General features: G+C 57.0%; 1 rRNA gene. It reads right to left on the bottom strand.

Annotation, left to right across the window (positions count from 1 at the left end):
- Positions 1-516: ribosomal RNA gene (locus EKC99_RS15450) — 23S ribosomal RNA — on the bottom strand; the annotation flags it as partial.

Genomic DNA, 516 nt, shown 5'->3' with positions numbered 1-516 from the left:
TTCGCACCTTCGCTTGCGCTAAGCGCTCCCCTTAACCTTCCAGCACCGGGCAGGTGTCAGCCCCTATACTTCGCCTTACGGCTTCGCAGAGACCTGTGTTTTTGATAAACAGTCGCTTGGGCCTTTTCACTGCGGCTCCCCTGGGCTATTCACCCGAGGGAGCACCCCTTCTCCCGAAGTTACGGGGTCATTTTGCCGAGTTCCTTAACGAGAGTTCTCCCGCGCACCTTAGGATTCTCTCCTCGCCTACCTGTGTCGGTTTGCGGTACGGGCACCTCTCACCTCGCTAGAGGCTTTTCTTGGCAGTGTGGAATCAGGCACTTCGGTACTATATTTCCCTCGCCATCACAGCTCAGCCTACTCAAGCGGATTTGCCTACTTGAGGCGCCTAACTGCTTGGACGCGCACAACCAGTCGCGCGCTGACCCTATCCTCCTGCGTCCCCCCATTGCTCAAACGGTGAGGAGGTGGTACAGGAATATCAACCTGTTGTCCATCGCCTACGCCTTTCGGCCT

It is taken from the genome of Anoxybacillus sp. MB8 (assembly GCF_011006755.1).
GTDB lineage: Bacteria > Bacillota > Bacilli > Bacillales > Anoxybacillaceae > Anoxybacillus > Anoxybacillus gonensis.
Note: the sequence above shows the minus strand (reverse complement) of the source record. Positions and strands in the feature narration are given on the sequence as shown.